22 protein-coding genes are annotated in these 17824 nt (G+C 60.9%); 8 read left to right on the top strand and 14 right to left on the bottom strand.

Features of this window, described 5'->3' with window-relative positions:
- The 10 genes from H4I92_RS01215 to H4I92_RS01170 all read right to left on the bottom strand — a co-directional run bounded on the left by H4I92_RS01215 (position 1) and on the right by H4I92_RS01170 (position 5457).
- On the bottom strand, positions 1 to 1143 hold the full coding sequence (locus H4I92_RS01215) for a zonular occludens toxin family protein (RefSeq protein WP_077528829.1): 1143 nt from the start codon (positions 1141 to 1143) through the stop codon (positions 1 to 3).
- Complete coding sequence (locus H4I92_RS01210) at positions 1143 to 1454, bottom strand: hypothetical protein (RefSeq protein ID WP_077528828.1); 312 nt, start codon at positions 1452 to 1454, stop codon at positions 1143 to 1145. Before H4I92_RS01210 ends, H4I92_RS01215 begins: the two co-directional genes overlap by 1 nt.
- A gap of 7 nt (positions 1455 to 1461) precedes the next feature.
- Positions 1462 to 2868, bottom strand: a complete 1407-nt coding sequence (locus H4I92_RS01205; RefSeq protein WP_179105584.1) for a hypothetical protein — start codon at positions 2866 to 2868, stop codon at positions 1462 to 1464.
- A gap of 160 nt (positions 2869 to 3028) precedes the next feature.
- Positions 3029 to 3253, bottom strand: coding sequence for a hypothetical protein (locus tag H4I92_RS01200; protein ID WP_077528826.1), 225 nt, complete (start codon positions 3251 to 3253; stop codon positions 3029 to 3031).
- Between the two features lie 12 nt (positions 3254 to 3265).
- Complete coding sequence (locus tag H4I92_RS01195) at positions 3266 to 3562, bottom strand: hypothetical protein (RefSeq protein ID WP_143512566.1); 297 nt, start codon at positions 3560 to 3562, stop codon at positions 3266 to 3268.
- A gap of 39 nt (positions 3563 to 3601) precedes the next feature.
- The gene (locus tag H4I92_RS01190; protein ID WP_077528824.1) at positions 3602 to 3940 is read right to left on the bottom strand and encodes a hypothetical protein; all 339 of its coding nucleotides are present in this window, start codon (positions 3938 to 3940) and stop codon (positions 3602 to 3604) included.
- A gap of 285 nt (positions 3941 to 4225) precedes the next feature.
- Positions 4226 to 4492, bottom strand: a complete 267-nt coding sequence (locus tag H4I92_RS01185) for a hypothetical protein (RefSeq protein ID WP_077528823.1) — start codon at positions 4490 to 4492, stop codon at positions 4226 to 4228.
- Between the two features lie 148 nt (positions 4493 to 4640).
- A complete protein-coding gene (locus H4I92_RS01180) occupies positions 4641 to 5009 on the bottom strand; it encodes a hypothetical protein (RefSeq protein WP_077528822.1) in 369 nt (122 codons plus the stop codon).
- A complete protein-coding gene (locus H4I92_RS01175; protein WP_077528821.1) occupies positions 5006 to 5299 on the bottom strand; it encodes a hypothetical protein in 294 nt (97 codons plus the stop codon). The genes H4I92_RS01180 and H4I92_RS01175 overlap by 4 nt, the downstream gene beginning before the upstream one ends.
- Positions 5299 to 5457: a hypothetical protein gene (locus H4I92_RS01170; protein ID WP_218668101.1), complete on the bottom strand. Its 159-nt coding sequence runs from the start codon at positions 5455 to 5457 to the stop codon at positions 5299 to 5301. The genes H4I92_RS01175 and H4I92_RS01170 overlap by 1 nt, the downstream gene beginning before the upstream one ends.
- A 573-nt stretch (positions 5458 to 6030) precedes the next feature.
- Between H4I92_RS01170 and H4I92_RS01165 the strand changes: the two genes are divergently transcribed.
- The 8 genes from H4I92_RS01165 (at position 6031) to H4I92_RS01130 (ending at position 13712) form a co-directional block, all read left to right on the top strand.
- Positions 6031 to 6261 carry a hypothetical protein gene (locus H4I92_RS01165; protein WP_077528818.1) on the top strand — a complete coding sequence of 77 codons (231 nt, stop codon included), beginning with the start codon at positions 6031 to 6033 and terminating at the stop codon, positions 6259 to 6261.
- Positions 6262 to 6746: 485 nt separating this feature from the next.
- Positions 6747 to 7544 (top strand): undecaprenyl-diphosphate phosphatase, encoded by a 798-nt coding sequence (locus tag H4I92_RS01160; RefSeq protein WP_077529077.1) that lies wholly within the window; start codon positions 6747 to 6749, stop codon positions 7542 to 7544.
- A 99-nt stretch (positions 7545 to 7643) separates the two neighbouring features.
- The gene (locus tag H4I92_RS01155; RefSeq protein WP_077528816.1) at positions 7644 to 9293 is read left to right on the top strand and encodes a fatty acid--CoA ligase; all 1650 of its coding nucleotides are present in this window, start codon (positions 7644 to 7646) and stop codon (positions 9291 to 9293) included.
- A 135-nt stretch (positions 9294 to 9428) separates the two neighbouring features.
- A complete protein-coding gene (locus H4I92_RS01150; protein WP_077528815.1) occupies positions 9429 to 10229 on the top strand; it encodes a dienelactone hydrolase family protein in 801 nt (266 codons plus the stop codon).
- A 23-nt stretch (positions 10230 to 10252) separates the two neighbouring features.
- Positions 10253 to 11374, top strand: a complete 1122-nt coding sequence (locus H4I92_RS01145; RefSeq protein ID WP_077528814.1) for an ABC transporter permease — start codon at positions 10253 to 10255, stop codon at positions 11372 to 11374.
- Positions 11374 to 12165 carry an ABC transporter ATP-binding protein gene (locus H4I92_RS01140; RefSeq protein WP_077529076.1) on the top strand — a complete coding sequence of 264 codons (792 nt, stop codon included), beginning with the start codon at positions 11374 to 11376 and terminating at the stop codon, positions 12163 to 12165. Before H4I92_RS01145 ends, H4I92_RS01140 begins: the two co-directional genes overlap by 1 nt.
- The gene (locus H4I92_RS01135) at positions 12166 to 13107 is read left to right on the top strand and encodes an MlaD family protein (RefSeq protein WP_077528813.1); all 942 of its coding nucleotides are present in this window, start codon (positions 12166 to 12168) and stop codon (positions 13105 to 13107) included.
- On the top strand, positions 13104 to 13712 hold the full coding sequence (locus H4I92_RS01130; RefSeq protein WP_077528812.1) for an ABC-type transport auxiliary lipoprotein family protein: 609 nt from the start codon (positions 13104 to 13106) through the stop codon (positions 13710 to 13712). The genes H4I92_RS01135 and H4I92_RS01130 overlap by 4 nt, the downstream gene beginning before the upstream one ends.
- Here the strand turns inward: H4I92_RS01130 and H4I92_RS01125 are convergent.
- The 4 genes from H4I92_RS01125 to dauA form a co-directional block, all read right to left on the bottom strand.
- Positions 13709 to 14791, bottom strand: a complete 1083-nt coding sequence (locus tag H4I92_RS01125; RefSeq protein WP_077528811.1) for a hypothetical protein — start codon at positions 14789 to 14791, stop codon at positions 13709 to 13711. The genes H4I92_RS01130 and H4I92_RS01125 overlap by 4 nt on opposite strands.
- Positions 14792 to 14798: 7 nt before the next feature.
- Positions 14799 to 15236 (bottom strand): DUF488 domain-containing protein, encoded by a 438-nt coding sequence (locus tag H4I92_RS01120; protein WP_077528810.1) that lies wholly within the window; start codon positions 15234 to 15236, stop codon positions 14799 to 14801.
- Positions 15233 to 15901, bottom strand: coding sequence for an META domain-containing protein (locus H4I92_RS01115; RefSeq protein WP_077528809.1), 669 nt, complete (start codon positions 15899 to 15901; stop codon positions 15233 to 15235). The genes H4I92_RS01120 and H4I92_RS01115 overlap by 4 nt, the downstream gene beginning before the upstream one ends.
- Before the next feature lie 93 nt (positions 15902 to 15994).
- On the bottom strand, positions 15995 to 17740 hold the full coding sequence (gene dauA, locus H4I92_RS01110) for a C4-dicarboxylic acid transporter DauA (RefSeq protein ID WP_077528808.1): 1746 nt from the start codon (positions 17738 to 17740) through the stop codon (positions 15995 to 15997).
- Positions 17741 to 17824: the final 84 nt, after the last annotated feature.

Below are 17824 nucleotides of genomic sequence, written 5' to 3'. Positions count from 1 at the left end.
TCACAGATTCGCACTGGTGCTGTCCGGTACCGATCCGAACGGCTCAACAGGCCAGGGCCGCACCACGTGTGACACCGTGCGCTGATCATCCGTCTTTTCGACTTTCAGGCCGTAACCCGTGCGCTCAACGGACCACCCCAGCGCCTCAATCGCGGTTAATCGGAACTGCTCCTGGACCCGGTAGGACCCATCCAGCGCCTGCACTCGGCCGACTAACTTGTCATCGCTTTCAACCACACCGGACAGGCGCAGCCGGTACTTGTCCGCCATCCGATCGAAGTAATCCAGCGGCTCCGGCTCTTTGTCTTTCCTGGGCACATTCACGCCATCACGTCGCTCACTGTTTGACTGATCCGATTCCCGGCTGACTGTCACGACTTCTTGCGACTGGGTTTTATTGCCTGCCTGCTGTTGCTCCGTTTCGGTTTGTTCCTTCTCGACAAAACCCGGATCATTGAGGAACGACACCAGGTAATTAACCGCCATAAACCCAACCAATACCGCCGCCGGAAGGCCGTACTTAAAGCCTGGCGTTTTCAGAATGTTCGCCCGGTCGTCCTTGAAGTCGTCCGTGTTTTCGGTGTCCTGCGTGTGGCTGGCGTAAATCCCGAAATACTTCGGGTCATACTTGCGGCGACCGCTGCGGATCTTCTCGAACTTCTCGCCGGCTTTCGCTTTGTAAACCGTCCAGTTGTAACGGCTGGCCGCACCCACCGCATCAAGCTTGGTGAACACGACTTTCTGAGACACGCGGCGCTTCCAGAGGTTGTGACAGTCCCGGATATCCTGGCCGATACCGAGAATGTCCAAACCGCGGTGACGGTGCTCTGTGACAAACTGAGTGACGCCGTCTGAAAGCTTCTGGCGACCGGCCGGGAAGAAGTTCTGGAGTTCGTCCAGGACCACCAACGAGTCATTTTCAACATGCTTGTGCACTTCCGGGACCTGGTCTTCCGAAAGCGGGATGAGCAAAGACCGGACACGCTCTTCGGATTCATCAAGCACGCCCGCTATCTTTTTATGATCAATCCCATTGATGTAGGCATACACTTTTCGGCCTTTCTCGATAGCGGGGAGCACCTGATAGACCATTGCTTCATACGTTTTTCCGGCCCCAGGCAAGCCCTCGTGAAATATGATCATTACCACTGCCCCAGCGTTAACAGTTTGCGCGTCAGCCGAAACATCACCCCGGCGCCGATCAACTCAAGTCCTGCCCCCAGGCCTGATTTCGACAGAAAATACATCACGGCCGGATCAATGCCGCCCAGGAACTCGGACAGCCCACCCGCAAAAAAGGACGGCAACGTCAAAAACGAGATAATCAGAAGAAAAATATCGAGTATTGCCGAAAGCAGTATCAGGCCGATATCCGAAAGCAAATCCCAGAAGGCATCAAAGATCGCTTTGATCAGCTCTTTTATCCACTCAAGTACATCCGACACCCAATCCATAACAGCCTCACAACACCGCTATCCGAAACGCATAAAACCCACAGGTCGCGATAATAATCGCCGCAATTCCGGGCCAGATTTGATTCATAGCGCTGGAACATTGCTGATCAATCGTAATCGCGGGCATCTTCATGACACTGGGGATGGTCCATACCGGGCAGGAATACCCATTGATGTCCACATCAAAAAAACCATCAACGGATTTCATTAACTCCGTTTTCCCGATTTCGGCGTTAAAATCGGACATGACTTTTTCAACACCATCGGGATTCTTACTTTCATAAAAGTCACCCGCATCAACCCCTGGGGTACCTACGCCTTCACCTTCATCTTCACCATCTCCATCTCCATCTCCATCTCCATCACCGTTACCGCCTGAACCTCCATCGGAGCCACCATCGGAACCGCCATCGGAACCGCCATCGGAACCGCCATCGGAACCGCCGTCAGAGCCGCCATCAGAGCCGCCATCAGAGCCGCCATCAGAGCCGCCATCGGAACCGCCATCAGAACCGCCGTCAGAGCCGCCATCGGAGCCCCCATCAGAGCCGCCATCGGAACCGCCATCGGAACCGCCATCGAAACCGCCGTCAGAACCGCCATCGGAACCGCCATCGGAGCCCCCATCAGAGCCGCCATCGGAGCCACCATCGGAACCACCGTCGGAACCGCCATCGGAGCCCCCATCAGAACCGCCATCAGAGCCACCGTCGGAACCGCCATCGGAGCCGCCATCGGAGCCGCCATCGGAGCCGCCATCGGAGCCACCATCAGAACCGCCATCAGAACCGCCATCAGAACCGCCATCAGAACCGCCATCAGAGCCGTCGTCGGAGCCACCGTCCGAGCCGCCATCGGAACCGCCGTCAGAACCACCATCGGAGCCACCGTCTGAACCATCATCGGAGGAATCACACTGCTCACCGGTAGACGTATAAGACGCTACACCGGAATCGCCGATAACACCCGGACCAGGATCTAAAGAATACTGACAACCAGAATTGCAAGTAGTGGCGGGAAATTGACCATCATTTAATTCAGACGATTCAAAAGAAATTTCCTTAGTCTGACCAGGAGGACATTGATCAGCAACACATTCCATTTTTTGTTCCTGAAGTGGATCAGCCACACCTACATCAGACCATTCAGGAGAATACCCCTCATTACAAGAAGCATACCCAATAGACCATCCCGACCAGGGATAATCACCACCGCCTGAGTTATGATGATCTTGCCGAGAATTAGGGCCGGAACAAAGATCTGTATTTTTATAGCTAGAGCTATAGTATGCCTGACTACAAACAACCTCAGGAGTATATGAATCCTGAGCAGAAAAAACCGGACTAGTTACATCAACTAGTAGCAACAAAAAGAGAAAGGCAAATAGCACAAATAACGAGGGAATACGGGTCATTGATAAACACCTTTTACCCCTAGAAAAGAGGTTCAAAGACTTGTGAAGCCTTTGACGATCGCAAAACCGCACAAACTGCCCGACAGAAAAAAAAGCCCAAGCCATAACATGTCAGCCCCTCAAAACACGTATGGCCGGGAGCCCCGGCCATACGTGTGTGTCAGTTGAACCAACCAATCACCTTGTTATAACCCCACCGGGCAACGCCGGGCAGGATCTTGATGGCGGCGATGGACGAAATCGCGGCGACGATGGTTGAAGCATCGACCGCCGAGGTCACACCCGACATGTCGAGTGAGCCACCACCACCGCCGCCGCCGGATGCTGCTGCCACCGCTGAAAACAGCATCAGCGACAGCGCCGCGAACAGTGCACGAATGCGCATAACGCACCTCCTTCATTCTCTTGGATTGATAAAGTTGATCACCGACCCGAAGGCCCAGGCGATCAAGTACGAGAACATCGGTAAGCCGGCACCGATGCTCCACACCTTCCCCAAATCCTTGGCATCCGGGAATGCGAACAACGATTTAAGGGTCGGATACTGGGAATACTCCTGGGCGTCGAGCACGACGTACCCGGAGCATTCGGAAACCGGTTGGGTGGTGATGCGCAGATCGCCGCTTGTGGTTTCAACCAGGCAGCCGCCGGATATCGCCGGGGCTGAGAAGGCACAAACCAGGAACAGAAGCATTAAGCGCATCACTGGAATCACCGTTTCTTGAGACTGCCGTTACTGGCTGGCCTGGGCGCTCTGACTGGCGCCGCTGCCGCCACTGGATTTACCCCCGCTGATCTGGCGCTTGGCGAGGCTCAGCAGCTTGAACTGCGCTGACTGGCGGCTCCCGGCCTTCATAAGGGCTTCCGCGTCGAACTCGCACGGGAGTTGATCCGCGTACTGCTCGATCTTCTCAACCAGGTCGTAATCACAGCCCCACTTCATGACGTCGTGACCGATGCGGTCGGCATCGTCCGGGTCGGCCGGTTCCATGGTGAAAATCTGGCCGATTTTATTCCCGTCGATGTCGAAACGACGCGCACCGAGGACTGTCAGGGTAAGTGTCTGTTTCATCGTTCATACTCCGGTTTCATTAATGATTGCGGCCCCTTCGGGCCGGGCTCTATTGGCCAGTGACCTGGCCAACAACGGCTAAGGCCGTTGCCCTTACGGGTAACGATCCCTGCCGCCTCCGGTCGCTGCGCTCCCTGCGCGCTCCGCTTGCCGTCCTGTGCTCACGGCTCGGAATCAAGGGACGGAGCCCGTCCCCGTCAGCGCCGCCGCTCTCTATGCGGACTCTGAGGCGAGCCGTGAGCCGCGCAAGGCCAAGCCTTACGGCGCTTCGCGGCCTTGCGCGGCTCACGCCTCACCTCCTTCCGAGTCCGCGAGCGGCGACGATGACGGGGACGGGCTCTCATCACCATCTGACTCCTGGGGGAAATCACAGAAATCCGGGCAGCCTGCCGCCAACCAGGCGGACAGCACCGCACCACCGAGATCCCACAGGTCTGTATCGCGTCGGAATGCCTCCTGTTGCAGCGCCAACCGGACAGACGCGGGCGCGACGACATAGAAGCGCTTATCCGGGTCTTCCAGGTTCTGCTGGCGCGGAGGAATGCGGCTCATGACGGGTCCTCCTGCTTTTGCCGTTGGTATTCGTGGCAGTACCGGAGCAGTTCCGGCATGCAATGACCCACTTCCGCTGACTCGGGAAGTGATCCAGAAAGAGAGAAACGCAATGGCAGGGCTAACTGCTGCATGGTCTGGCAATCCATCATGCCGCTGCCTCCACATCACCGAAGACGTGCGCCCGCCATGCCTGGTCGAACAGCCACCACAGGTCATGCGAGGCGTATTCGATCCCCACCGGCGCCGGGAAAAGGAAGGTTCGACCACCATCCCAATCCCTGGTCGCGATCCACCAGGACACGAGCGGGAAAGCAATCGAACCGGAAAAGCGGTATTCCGTGCGGTAGTACTCGACGCGCCAGAGTTCGCCAGACGGAGCGACAAACCAGGAGCACTGATGTTCAGCCACAGAACGTGGCGTCTGAGGCAGCGGGGACAGGCTCACCTGCTCCGCCGCATCCGTGCGCTCGTGGACGCTCTGCCCTTCCCTGGCGACTGGCTGAACCCGTTTCATGCTGCCGCCTCCTGCTGGCACAGGCCCCGGAAAGGCTGCATGGCATAACCGGCGAGGAAGGCATCCGGCGTGCACTGGTAGGCGTCATCGAAGTAAGCCAGATAAAGATCCATGGCCCGGTCAATGTCCTGATACACCCTGGCATCGAGGTAAAATGCGGCAGTCTTCATCCCCCGCAGGTAATCAAACCGACCGGATGCCCCCAGGTGATTACCTTCAAATTTGAGGGTGATCCCCTCATAGGCATGCAACCTGGCCTCACGCAGAAGCATCATTTCAAAAAAGGTCATCACGAGAACTCCCCTTCCTGGATCTGTTCGATGAGGCGGGCGACGTTCACCAGGCGATGACGGCCAATCTTGAACGTCGGGATGTAAGCCAGGCGGATCCAGCCTTCCACGATGCTGCGCCGAACACGGATCCAGTCCGCGAACTCGCGCCACTCCATGAGAGGGGGCCAGTCCCGGTTTTCGGGGTCAGAAATGCTTTCCGGTAAAGTTTGATCTACCATGGCGTAAGGAGCCTTATTAACAGTCACTTTCCGCGTTTTGCGGGTTTTGAGTGAGGCTTAGCTCTTTGCATCTTTGATTTCACTATTTGAAAGATAGCAAGCGCAGGCCGAGCTTTCAACTATTGAAATCACTTTTTGAAGGTCTGCTTAGATCGATATGGAATCAACCCAGAACCGTGCTAGAACCCTGATTAAGCAGTACGGGGTGGACAGGATTGGAAAGGAAACGGCGATCCCGTATTCCAGATGGGTCAGCGTGACCTATAAAAACGTCCGAATGAGCACAGAGGAACTGGACGAACTGAAAAGGTTGTTCCCTCAGTACGCATACTGGCTGATCACAGGAGAAGTCATCCCGGAAGCCGGTCAGACAAGCCCAGACTACGACTCAGTAGATTCAAAGTTAGCGGGACCCGCCGAGGGATAAGCATCACTAAGGAAGTATTGGACCGCTGGTATCGACGGCGCTAACGCTGCTTTGTTGAACTCAGAACCAAAGGAGCCAACAGAATGGAATCAATCCATGACCGAGCAAAGTTACTAATCAACCTGGCTGGAATAGACACCCTGGTCAGATCAGGCGTAATCAGCAGCTCAAGGTGGAAAAACATCCTGTATAAAGACGTACGTCTAAGCACCGAAGAAATGGAAGTGCTGAAGGAGGTTTATCCCAACCACATCTATTGGCTGATGACAGGTGAGGTCATACCAGAAGCAGGCCAAACCAGCCCGGAAACGTAATGCGTATACCGATATGGAATCGATAGAAGATCGAGCAAAAATGCTGATTAAATCAGCAGGCATCGACACGCTAGTTCGATCAAGCTCTATCGGGTTCTCCCGATGGAAGAGTGTTCTATACAAAGGAATCAGAATGAGCACCCAAGAACTGGAAGTGCTCAAGGAGATATATCCGCAGTATTCCTACTGGCTGATGACTGGGGAAGTGATCCCGGAAGCTGGTCAAACCAGCCCGGAAACGTAATCCGGAAACTGGCAATAAGCCCGCTTTGCCCCCGTTGACTACTTGACTACCAAAACACCGGACACTATCGTTCAACCTCGCTTCACGGGCTGCGGCAAACCGTGAATTCAGTTATTTACGAATCCTGATAGCTAGTTCCGGCCACTCATAATGCCGGGGTCGGCGGTTCGAATCCGCCCCTTGCTACCAGTATTCAGAAAGCCGCAGTGGACGCTGCGGCTTTTTTATGGGTAATCATGCCATGGAACTCTGGCATATCATCGTACTGGCCATTATCCAGGGTCTGACGGAATTCCTTCCGATCAGCAGCTCCGCCCATCTTATCCTCCCGTCCGCTCTGCTCAACTGGCAGGATCAGGGCCTCGCCTTCGATGTGGCCGTGCACGTGGGCTCACTCTGTGCTGTGCTCACCTACTTCCGCCAGGACGTTGTCCGCATGGGCAGAGCCTGGTTCCGGGACACCGCCCAGTTCACCGTCACCGAGGACAGCCGCCTTGCCTGGGCCGTCATCCTCGGCACCATCCCTGCCGGTCTGGCGGGACTTCTGTTCAATGATATTGTGGCCGACCACCTGCGCTCGGGCTGGGTCATTGCCGCCACCACCATTGGCTTTGGCCTGCTCCTGTGGTGGTCGGATGCCGCTGGCACCCGACAGCGCACGCTGAGCGCATTGAGCCTGAAAGACGCCCTGCTCATCGGCCTCGCCCAGATGCTGGCCCTGATCCCGGGTACGTCCCGCTCGGGCATCACCATTACCGCCGCCCTCTTTCTGGGCCTGCGCCAGGACGACGCCGCACGCTTCTCCTTCTGGCTGTCCATGCCCCTGATCGCCGCCGCCGGTGCCTTCAAGACCCTGGAGCTCATGACCGAAGGCGGCCCCACGGACTGGCACGCCATCGCCTGGGGCACCGTGCTTTCCTTCATCAGCGCCCTGCTGTGCATCCACCTGTTCCTGCGCTTCCTGGAACGGATCGGGTTCATGCCCTACGTCATCTACCGGCTCGCCCTTGGAGCCCTTCTGGTTCTCGTTCTCTGGTGACGGACTGCAATTAAAATCCCTACATTGGGAGTGAATACACGGCGTTTTGTATTAGGCTTGTTGGGTGCACATCCAACAACAAGCTAGAGAGGCGCCCAAATGGCACAGCCCAAAACCCTGCCCGCCGCCGAGAACGCACACAGTTACCCGCTGCTGATCAAACAGCTCCTGCTTTCCGGTCCGCGCTACAACCCGGACCAGGAGATCATCTACGCCAACCGCAGCCGCTACACCTACACCGACCTGGTCGAGCGCATCCACCGCCTCGCCCATGTGCTCACGGATGCCGGCGTCAAACCAGGCGACACGGTGGCGGTACTGGACTGGGACACCCCGCGCTACCTGGAATGCTTCTTCGCCATTCCCATGATCGGTGCCGTACTGCACACGGTGAATGTGCGTCTGTCGCCGGAGCAGATCCTCTACACCATGAACCATGCCGAAGACGACCTGGTTCTGATCCACGATGACTTCCTGCCGCTGGTCGAGGAAGTCAGCGGCCAGCTCGAAACCGTCAAGGGCACCATCCAGCTCACGGACAACGACGCCCCGAAGAAGACCCAGCTGGAAACCCACGGAGAATACGAAGCCCTGTTGAGCAAGGCCAGGCCCTGCTTCGAGTTTCCGGACTTCGACGAGAACGCCATTGCCACCACCTTCTACACCACCGGCACCACGGGCAATCCCAAGGGCGTGTTCTTCACGCACCGGCAGCTGGTGCTGCATACGCTGGTCGCCACCGGGACGCTCTCGCACTTCGACGAGCAGCCGCTGCTGCGCTCAAGCGACGTCTACATGCCGATCACGCCCATGTTCCACGTCCATGCCTGGGGCGTGCCTTACGCCGCCACCATGATGGGCGTAAAGCAGGTCTACCCGGGCCGCTATGAGCCGGAACTGCTGGTGGAACTGCTCAAGACCCACAACGTGACCTTCTCCCACTGTGTGCCCACCATCATGCAGATGCTGATGGCCACCGAGGGCATCAAGAGCGCGGACCTGAGCAACTGGCACGTGCTGATCGGCGGCAGCGCCCTGCCCAAGGGCCTGTGCGATGCAGCGGCGAAGATGGGCATCAGCATGTACACCGGCTACGGCATGTCCGAGACCGGCCCACTGCTCACCGCCACCCACCTCAAGCCCGAGGATCTGGAGCTGCCGCCCGAACAGCAGACCGCCAAGCGCATCAAGACCGGCGTACCGGTCCCCATGGCGGAGATCGAGATCCACGACGAGGACGGCAACCCGCTGCCGAAGGACGGCGTGGCCCAGGGCGAAGTCGTGGCCCGGGCACCCTGGCTGACCGCCAGCTACCTCAAGAATCCCGAAAAAGGCGAGGAACTGTGGGCCGGCGGCTGGCTGCACACCGGCGATGTTGCCAGCATCGAGCCGGACAACACCCTGGTGATCAAGGACCGCATCAAGGACGTGATCAAGACCGGCGGCGAGTGGATCTCTTCGCTGGACCTGGAGAACCTGATCAGCCAGCACCCTGCCGTGGCCGCCGCCGCGGTCGTCGGCCTTCCGGACGACAAGTGGGGCGAGCGCCCGCACGCCCTTGTGGTCCTGAACCCCGGTGAGAGCGCCGATGCCGAGACCATCAAGAGCCATCTTCAGGGCTTCGTGGACAACGGCACCATCAACAAATGGGCCATCCCACAAGGGGTCGACTTCGTTGAGGACATCCCCAAGACCAGCGTCGGCAAGGTGAACAAGAAACTGATCCGGGACCAGCTCAGCAACGGCTGAGCCGACACTGCCCCGGCATGTCGTCCTCCTGCAGCAGCAGGAGGACGACAGCCCCTACCCCAGAGGTCAGACTGGTCGAACCCCCCTCATCTGACGTATGGTCTCGGAAACAAGCCCAAAACAGGGGAGTTGATCATGACAGGCACATTGACCCGTGCGGGTATTCCGCTTCTTCTCACCGCCTTCATCGCCACGCCGGCAACAGCGGCCATCCAGACCCAGGAGATCGAGTACAGCGTCCAGGGTCAGACCCACACAGGCTACATGGCCTGGGATGACAGCGTCAGCGGGGAACGCCCCGGGGTTCTGGTGGTTCATGAGTGGTGGGGCCACGGTGAATTCAGCCGCAACCAGGCGGAAAAGCTGGCGGAAGAAGGCTATACCGCTCTGGCGCTGGATATGTATGGCGAGGGCAAACACGCCGACCATCCTGAAAAGGCCAAAGAATTCATGGAACAGGCCAGCAGCAACATGGACCTGATGCAGGCCCGCTTCCGGACCGCCATGCAGCAGCTGCAGGAACACGATACCGTCGACCCTGACCAGATTGCCGCCCAGGGCTACTGCTTCGGCGGCGCCGTGGTGCTGAACATGGCCCGCCTGGGCATGGACCTGGAGGGTGTGGTGAGCTTCCACGGCAGCCTGGGCAGCCCCATCGAGGCGGAATCCGGTGAGGTGGACGCAGCCGTGCGCGCCTACACTGGCGGTGCCGACCAGATGGTCCCCGCCGAGCAGGTTTCAGGTTTCGTGCAGGAGATGCACACCGCCAATGTGGACTACGTTCTGCGCAGCTTCCCGGGTGTCCAGCACTCCTTCATGAACCCGAAAGCGGACCAGTACGCCAGGAAATTCGACATGCCCGTGGGCTATGACGAACACGCGGCGGAAACGGCCTGGGAAGGGACCCTGCGTTTCTATGACGAGATCTTCGACTGACCGGGCACAGCCCCGGAGCGCTCATGGCGGGCGCTGAGCCGGGGCAGCTCCAGCGCGGGGACGACGGGCAGACCCTCAGGGCCACAGGCGACTGGACACTGGCTCATTACAGCGCCCTTCGCCGCAGCACCAGGGCCCGCGCCAATGCCCCGACCCACCTGATCCTTGATGGCATCCAGCGCCTGGATACAGCGGGCGCCACCCTTCTGGCGGAACTGGTAGGCGGGGAACGCCTGCGCCGAATCGCCGAAAACAGCCCGCAACTCCCGGAAGCACGCCGGGCCCTGCTGATCACCGTGGCGGATGCCATGGCCGACTGTGGCGCGCTGCCACCGGAAACCCGCTGGGGCCTGCTGGAGCCTCTCGCCCGCATGGGCAAGGCGCTGACCGATGCGGCCGGCAAGGCACGGCTTCTGATCGGGTTCATGGGGGCCGTGATTGCCTGCGCCGGCCGCTGCCTGATCTCGCCCCGGCGCTGGCGGTTCACCGCACTGCTGCACCACATGGAGACCACCGGCCTCAACGCGGTGCCGATCGTCGCCCTGCTCACCTTTGCCGTGGGCGCCGTCATCGCCTACCTGGGCGCCACGGTGCTGGGCCAGTTCGGCGCCAGCGTCTACACCATCAACCTGGTCGCCTACTCCTTTCTGCGGGAATTCGGTGTTCTGATCACCGCCATCGTCATGGCCGGGCGCACCGCCAGCGCCTTCACCGCCCACATTGGCGCCATGAACGCCAACGAAGAGCTTGACGCCCTACGCGCCCAGGGCCTGGATCCGATAGAGCTGGAGGTCCTGCCACGGGTGCTGGCCGTGGTGCTGGTGCTGCCCATGCTCAGCTTCATTGCCGTAATCGCCGGCCTTGGCGGCGGTGGCCTCATTGCCCTGACCGTGGTGGATATCCCGATGACACGCTTCATCACCGTCATCAGTGAAGTGCCGCTCAACCACTTCCTGGCCGGCCTGGTCAAAGCTCCCTTCTTCGCCTTCCTGATCGCCGTCATCGGCTGCCTGGAAGGCTTCAAGGCCGGCGGCAGCGCCCGCTCGGTCGGGGTACACACCACCTCCAGCGTGGTACAGTCGATTTTTGTGGTGATCCTTCTGGATGCCCTGGCGGCCATGTACTTCATGGAGATCGGATGGTGATGGGTACATCGCACGGCGCCCTCATCGAGGTCAGCGGCCTGAGCAACCGCTTCGGGGAGCACAGGGTCCATGAGAACCTGGACCTGAGCCTGAACAGGGGCGAAATCCTGGGCGTGGTCGGCGGCTCCGGCTCCGGCAAGTCGGTGCTGCTGCGCAGCATCATCGGCCTGCACGAGCCCAGCGCCGGCCGCATCAGCCTGGAGGGCGCCCCCCTGGATCACCAGGGCGCTCCGGATCCACGCCTGACCCGGCGCACCGGGGTGCTGTTCCAGCGTGGTGCCCTCTATTCCTCGCTTACCCTGTGCGAGAACATCGTGCTGCCCCTGCGGGAAAAGGCGGGCCTCGGAAAAGCCGACGCCGAAGCACTGGCACTCACCCGGATCCGGCTCACCGGCCTGGAGGCCAAGACCGCCAGACTCTACCCGGAAGCCCTCTCCGGCGGCATGGTCAAACGCGCCGCCCTGGCACGGGCGCTGGCTCTGGATCCGGACCTGCTCTTTCTCGATGAGCCCACGGCCGGCCTTGATCCCATCAGCGCCGCCGCCTTCGACGAACTGATCCTGACCCTGCGCGATGCCCTGGGCCTGACCGTGTTCCTGGTGACCCATGATCTGGACACACTCCACCGCGTATGTGACCGGGTAGCCGTGCTCGGCCAGGGCCACGTCATGACCATCGGCACCCTTGATGAAGTTGCCGACACGAACGACGACTGGATCCGGGCCTACTTCCACGGTGCCCGTGGCCGGGCGGCCCTGCGCCAATCATCCACCAACCTGGAGAACGCCTGAATGGAGACCCGCGCCCATCACATCCTGGTCGGGCTCTTTGCCATCCTGATGCTGGCCGGCGTGCTGCTGTTCGGATGGTGGCTGTCGGAAGGCGGCCTGCAGCAGAAACAGGCCGAGTACCGGATCATCTTCAATGAAGCCGTCTCGGGACTGACCGTTGGCAGCAACGTCAAATACAACGGCATCACGGTGGGTCAGGTCACTGAGCTCGAGCTCGACCCGCGCGACCCCCGCCGGGTGCTTTCACGCATCGCGGTGGACCCGAGCACGCCCGTCAAACAGAATACCCATGCCCAGATCCAGCCCACGGGCCTGCTCTCCGGAACCGCCCATATCCGGCTCAGTGGCGGCACACCGGGCAGCCTGGCGCTGCTGTCGAAACCCGGAACCACGCCAGAGATTCCTGCCCGTCCCTCACCCTTCTCCCAGCTGCGCGAACAGAGCGGTGACATTCTTGCCAACATCAACCAGCTGGTGAAACGCATGGAGTCCCTGCTCTCCAGACGGAACCTGGAGAACATCGACCAGACCCTGAACGGGATGGCGGAACTGACCCACAACCTGAACAACCAGCAGGAGCGGATCAGCAGTACCCTGGAGACCTGGAACCGGACCGGCGAGCAGGCCGGTACCACCCTGCGCGAAGCACGGGCGCTGATCACCGATACCCGCAAGATCCTGGAAAAGGACGCACCCCAGGCACTGGCGGATACCGCCGAAGCCGCGCGGGCCACGCGCCGGGCGGTCACGGAGGTGGAAGCACTGGTCAGCGGCAACAGGGACGCCCTGGAAAAAGCCATGCAGGGCTCGGCCGAGGTTGGTCCGACCCTGGAAGAGATGCGCCGCACCCTGCGCACGCTGCGTAATCTCAGCCAGCGGCTGGAATCCGACGCGGCCGGCACTCTCTTCAACCGGGACAAACTCGAGGAATACCAGCCATGAGGCACACCGCCCGCCTGCCCGCACGGCTTCTGACGCTGCTCGCTCTCACCCTGGTGGGGGCCTGCAGCATACTGCCGGAACCCAATCGCTACGAACTCTACCGGCTGCCGCCCTCCAGCCTAGGCGAACAGGGCACGGTGTCAGGAGCAACGACACTGGAGATCCAGGCACCCAGGGCGGACGACCTGACCAGCAGCAACCGGGTGGTCGTACTCCGCGAGGGGCAGCGCCTGAGCGCCTGGTCCGGCATCCGCTGGACCGCCCCGGCTCCGGAACTCTGGCGCGACCAGCTGTTGGACGCCTTCCACAACACCGGCGCCTTCCACGCACTGGGCATCCGTGATGACAACCTGAACGCGGATCTGACCCTGAACGGCCATCTGCGCGCCTTCCTCGTGGATCAGACCGGGCCAACACCGAAAGCCGTAATCCGGTTCGATGCGCAACTACTCGACAGACGGGAAGAGGGTGCCAGAGCCACTCGCCGATTCGAGGTAGCCGAACCGCTGGCTGAAAACAGCCCTACGGCCGCAGCCCGAGCCATGGGCACGGCTACCGACCGCATGGCCGAACAGCTTCTGGACTGGATGGCGAAGGAACGCTAGCGCCCGAAGCCGAACGCCTCCCCGAAGCTGGAGCAGCGCTCATACCGGGCCACCTCGCCGCTTTCCAGTTCCAACGCCACCCGGTGATGGGTACCGGTATGGGGCCCGAAGCGCACTTCACCATTACGCCCGGCGCTGAATGCCAGAACGCCACTGGCAGAGCAGGGTTCCTGTTGTTCCACCAGGCCCATGCCGGTGGCAATATCCACCCAGCCCCCAAGCTCGGAACTGAACAGGCGGCCCTCGATCATGGTCACGAAGCGGGTATTGAAGGAGGCAAAGTCGCTGTCGCCCTCACCTTCCTCCGGGGTGATCTCATCACGCACCCCCTCGAGAGCCGTATAGGTCCCGCCCCGCATCATCTCCATGTGCTCAGTGCTGCGCACCACACCACCCTCGGCCGGGCGCCGGATCCGCTGCTTACCGCGCAGAGCGATCGGCTGGCGGTCGCTGCCTTCTCCCTGGTAGCCATGAACATCAAAGGACTCGGTCACCTGCTCACGCCCCACCAGCGGCTGGAAGTCACGCCGGTAATGACCGTTGAGCGAGAGCATGGGGCCATTCCCGAAGTGACCACGACACTCATCAAACCGGTACAGCAGGTCCCGGGAGTCCGAGCGCTCACCGTCCGCTCCCTGCCACTCCAGGTGGAAAACACCCCCGGCAGGGCAACGCCGCGTCTCGCGATCACCACCTGAGCCCCCAAGATTCACGGCACCCTGAACATGACTGGCCACGGGCGCCATGAAGGCCCGTGAACGCATGCGATAGAACACCGCCAGTGCCTGACCCAGAGCCTCCGGCTCCTCGAGCGTCGCTGGGCCGGAAAACTGCTCGCGTTTCTCAGCAAAGGAAGGCTTTGCATCCTGCTCACCGCCTTCCGTGCTGTCCTCCTTTTCCTCGGAGGCCGGCTCGCGGGCGGCCTTACCCTCGGATTCACGGGACTGCTCGCTCTGTTGTGCCGCCTGATCCACCCGCACAATCTCCGGTTCCACATCCGGTGCGCGGAGACTGCATCCCGTCAGGCTCACCAGCACCAGCGCCGCCAGCGCCAGTGCCCGACTCGTATCTGCTGTCAACAACGATTCAACCTCGATTGGCACCGGTGTCGCGGACCTGGTCCGCGTAACACACCGGTGAACTGGATTCATTGGGGCTCATGGTCTCCGCCCACTCCTGTGCCAGAACCTCCGCCAGTACCACCGCCTGGTTGTGCTCGCGGTCGCGGGCGGAATACAGGAGGGTCACGCGGCCCTTCTCCATCTGTTCAATAAGCCGGGAGAGCGCCTCTGGGCAATGGGCCAGCTCATCCCGGTAGGCTTCCCGGAAGCCCTGCCAGCGTTCCGGATCATGCGCGAACCATTTACGCAGTTCCGTGGAAGGCGCCAGCTCGCGGCACCATTCATCCAGTGCCGCCGCCTGCTTGCTGATGCCCCGGGGCCAGACCCGGTCCACCAGCACGCGGTAACCATCGTCATCGGACACGGCATCATGGATACGCCGGGTCCTGATCCGATCCGTCATTCGGCTTCCTCCGCGGCCGCCTTGGCCCTGATCAACCCGTTATCCTCACGGCCGACAAGCACCAGGGTTCCATCCTCTTCCATACGAGCATTCTCAACCCTGCTCAGAGACGCAAGAAACGCTTCCTCGAAGTTCATAACGGAAGGCGGGCAGGCCATCCGGGTGATTGCCGCCCGCTCGATGATCAGGCGATTCCCGACACGTTCCCAGGCCGCCATGAAGTGGTTACAGCCCGAGCGCCCCGCAAGACGGCCTTCCGGCATGAAATTCAGGCTGACCGGCCGCGCCTGCTCCGGCACTGGATTGTCCTCCACCGCAACCACCTGCCAGCGGGGAGGCTCCAGACTCGCCCGGTCCGTGTGCCGGCATTCGGGGAGGCGCTCCCCGGCCAGGGTCACTGTCACCCGCTCGCCCTTGCTCCAGAACTCAGTGTCACCAGAACGGCTCCGATACAGGGCCCCCGTGGCACTCTCCTCACGCCTGAGCTCGCGCTTACCATCCTCCAGGTGCAGTTGCACCCGGTCCCCGGCCAGGCTGTAACCGAGGGTACGATCCCCACAGCGCAGCTGGTGATCCGCCGGCTCAGCCCCCTCCGGCATCAACTGACAGGCCGGCAGAACCAGCACCGAGGACAACAGGGCAAGGGTCGCTAAGCGCACTCGCATTCACGGACTCCGGTAACCGCACATCGAAATGTGAAAACAGTATAAAGGCTTGGCCGCCAATTGTGGGATTACCTGTGCCTCAGCAGGCGGGAATCAGTTTTTATTGGTGTCAAGCCAGCGCAGAGCCAGTGCACGCGCAGCGGGCACCCCGGAACAGTAGCCGAGCCGCCCCTGCACGCTGCGCAGCCCCGCGCGGCGCAGCTTCAGGATGATGCGCGCGGGCAGCCCGGCCAGAATCAGGGAGACACCGTCCTCGTGCATTTCCCGGATCAACGTCTCCAGTGCCACGATAGCCGTTCCATCCATGCTGGGCACATCGTGCATATCCAGGATCACAATACGGATCTTCGGATCCACCAGACGCAAGGACGTCACGGCCTTCTCGGCGGCACCGAAGAACATGGGCCCATCCACATCATAGACCGTCACCTCCGGAGGCAGCCCCTCCACCAGGGAATGGTCATCGGCACTAACCTGCTCCACCTCCGTGAGCAGCGCCATACGGCGGATGAACAGCGCGGCGGCCAGGCCCACGCCAACAGCCACGGCCAGCACCATGTCGAATACCACGGTCAGGGTGAAACACACCAGCAGGATGGTCACATCCCCTGCCGGCGCGGAACGCAGCGTGCGCACGAACAGCCGCGCCTCACTCATGTTCCAGGCCACCACAAACAGCAGCGCCGCCAAAGCGGCCATGGGCACCATCCCCAGCACGCCGGCCAGTGCCACAACCGCAAGCAGCACCACCATTGCATGGACCAACGCCGCGATTGGCGAGCGGGCACCACTGCGGATATTGGTGGCGGTACGGGCTATGGCCGCCGTGGCGGTAATACCGCCGAAAAGCGGCGCCGCGATATTCCCCAGCCCCTGGCCGATCAGCTCCGCATTGGGGTCATGCCGGGTGCGGGTCATGCCATCCGCCACCACCGAGCACAGCAGGGACTCAATGGCGCCAAGCATGGCAATGGCAAGCGCCGGCCCGATCAACGCCTGGATCAGCTGGAAGTCCACCGTCAGCGGCTGGCCGTCAGGACCAGGAAGGGACCACGGCGCCACCAGAGCAGGCGCAATGGGAGGGATCCCGGTGCCGCTCTCGCCACCGGACTCCCAGGTGAAACGTGAGGCAATGGTATCCACCGCTGTGCCAGCAGCGAACCAGTGATTAACCGCATAGGCCGCAGCCGCCCCCACAACCAACCCCACCAGGGGCGCGGGCACCGGCAGTTTCAGGCGTGGCCACAGCAGCAGCACCGCAAGCGTCAGAACACCAATCCCCAGCTCAACCGGGTCAAGGCGTGGCAGTGCCGACAGTATCCGCCCCAGGTTGGCCAGAAAATGCTCCCCCATCCCCACGCTGAGACCCAGAAAGTCCGGCACCTGCAGCACCGCAATGACCACGGCAATACCCGCGGTAAACCCCAGAATCACCGGATAGGGAACAAACTCGATCAACCGCCCAAGCCGCGCCATGCCCAGTGCCACCAGCATAGCGCCAGCCATCATCGTTGCGATCAGAAGCCCACCCAGCCCATGCTGCTGAACAATGGGGAAGAGAATCACCACAAAGGCGGCAGTAGGGCCGGACACATTGAAGCGTGAACCGCCGGTCAAAGCGATCAGCGCGCCGGCGACAATCGCCGTATAGAGACCATGCTGGGGCGCCACGCCCGTGGCAATCGCCAGTGCCATGGACAGTGGCACGGCCACGGTGCCAATGGTCAGCCCCGCCATCACATCGTGGCGCAGATCGGCAAGGCCATAACCCTGTGCCCAGGCGGCACGCAGGCCAGTGGCGATGCCGGGAACATGCCTCAGCAACGATCGAACAGTCATGGGAAAACGGACCCGCCTCTGGTGATTTCACTGAATGTTAATGCCATTAACATATGATACGCATACTATCATTGGAGAGGCGGG

It is taken from the genome of Vreelandella halophila, assembly GCF_019903425.1.
Lineage (GTDB): Bacteria > Pseudomonadota > Gammaproteobacteria > Pseudomonadales > Oleiphilaceae > Halospina > Halospina halophila.
Note: the sequence above shows the minus strand (reverse complement) of the source record. Positions and strands in the feature narration are given on the sequence as shown.